The 2302-nt window shown below is 43.0% G+C and carries 1 protein-coding gene; it reads right to left on the minus strand.

Annotated elements, in window-relative coordinates; translation table 11 throughout:
- On the minus strand, window positions 1-2259 hold a 2259-nt coding region (locus tag AC1DPZ_RS25735; RefSeq protein ID WP_477408860.1), incomplete at its 3' end, for a BamA/TamA family outer membrane protein.
- Window positions 2260-2302 lie beyond the last annotated feature (43 nt).

Consider the following 2302-nt stretch of genomic DNA (forward strand, 5'->3'; position numbering starts at 1 on the left):
ACCTATTGTTGTACCCAAACCTGTTCTGTTGGCTATAACCAGTATCGAATCCTTGTCAGGATTCAGGTAAAAACTAAACTCGGAAAGTATTTGTCCGTAAGTATTGTGACTATTGCTACTTAAACCGGTAAAGCCGCTTATTGTGGTATTCCAATAGAGCCCTTTTGTAGGAATGGTTGCTTTGTTACGTGTATCCAGCTGTGCGTTGGCCAATATCCCGGTGTAAAACTTTGTTCCGAACACATTTTCACCAGGATTCCCCAGGTTGTAATTGCCTAAAAACCTATTGGTATTGTTGGATGATTTGCTATTGTAATATTGCCCTGCCACTCCTTCGCTGAAGCGCCAGCTGCCCTGAGTTTGTTTTAAAGAGACATCGGCAGTGATGTAATCATATTTGTTTCGATAATAACTAATCTCCCTATCTCCTTTATTTTCGAAAACAGTATTATTACCTATACCAAAGAAATTGCTTAGGTTATTTGGCCCCCTTGAAAGGATGTTGATGCCGATATCATTGTTACCAATGGCTTTCTTCCAGTCGGCAATATAAGTTAACAGGAACGATCTTCTTGACAAATTATAGCTAACAAGAAACTCTTCCCTGAAAGCATAGGGCTCTTTGCGGAAACCATGTTTTTCGAGAGAAAAGCCAGCGATGAGTGATATCCCAAGGTCGGTGCTGTAATTAGCCAGCACAATAGGCTCAAACCGGTCGAATTTAAAACTTTGTTTATTGTATTGATTTACGGCAGTATCTGTTGAGGTACGGATTTTTACATCTGTTGATGGCGGCAATTTATTCTGCTGATCCGATCGATCGTATAAAAATAGCTTACCCTTATTGTGCAGGTTTTTATCAACGTAAAAACTGTCCACACCATCGCCGCCAACCATACGTACCGTTATTGGTGATGGTAGGGTACCTGTTACCGAAAACTGGTCATCGCCGGCAAAGCCATACAGTCTTACCTCCTTTGTCACATCAGGTTTAAAGGTGCGCTGGTAGGTTACTTTATCAACGCTTCCGTCTTTTTTAATTTTATTTACTGTGACAGTAAGATCTCCGCCTGCCTGGTTACTTAGGGTAAACTTGTCGGTTTTATCGCTGGCAGGGATCTCTACTTCTTTGGAGATGAAACGATAGTATTCCAACGCCTGTTTATCCAGTATATTCCTTCGGGCAATCATCTTTTCGATGATCTCTGATCCCGAAAGTTTGTAGATGGTATCGGGCATCAGCTTAACCGCGCGTTTAATCACGTCGTCGGTTAGTTTGTTTTGTACAAAGGCTACCTGCTCTTTCCAGTCTTCTTCGCTTAGCGCATTCAAAAAGTACCGGTCAAAATAGCGGGCATTAAAATTCCATCCGTTAATATCTCTTATCTCCCCGCTATACCCCTGGAACTTTGATTTTAGCCATTGATGCGCAACTATCCATGGAAACAGCCCCGAGGTTTTATAATAAACCTGGTCACGATCGCGGGGAATGGGTTCATAGATGGTTTCGTGCCGGCCATCCAGTTTTTCCCAACGCCATTGATCTTCGTGCCGATCCCAGTCGCCCAATAGCATATCCARCAGGCGGGCCCGTAGTACTGTTTTTTCATCAACGCGGTTGTCGTTATCATCCTGGAGCTTTCGCTGTACTTTTTCGGTATTATCTGTTTTTTCAGCATCCAGCGGCTCACGTTCTTCAAACAGGAAAACCTGGTTGGCAAAATCTTTACGGTATTCGCCCAAAGCAGGATCATCCGGTACATAAACAATTTTAGGATTAGAATGCGATATACCCAATGCCGATGCCAATGGCGGCACAGTTAATGCCGAAAACGGGTGGGCAGCTGATACCTGGTCCTGCAAAATATCCTTTGCCACAGTAGGGCGTAAATTGGGTGGTAAACCTTTTTCGGGGTATTTTTGGATGGTGCGCAATACCCACTGCTGCCCTGTTTGGTCCTGCAGGCGGAGGGATTTGGTTTGCTGGCCACCGCCCCTTTGCAGGATCTTTAAGCCTCCCTTTTCAGTTGATATATGAAAGATGCTGAGCTTTACAGGGGCCGCCCAAAGTTTTCGGTAATTCTCACCCAGGAAAAAACGATGAGTGCCGCTTACATTATTGTATTGGGGCTCAATGGCGAGTTTTATACTATCGCCTGTTGATTGTGCATTTACACGGCTGGTATTAAAAAAAATTACCCCTAATAAAAACAGGAATAGTGCTTTAAAAGGTTTTATATTAAGGTATTTGTGTTTCAAGGCTAACCGACTATATCATGCATATTACACAATAGTTTTAACT

It is taken from the genome of Mucilaginibacter sp. P4_G9 (genome assembly GCF_056400985.1).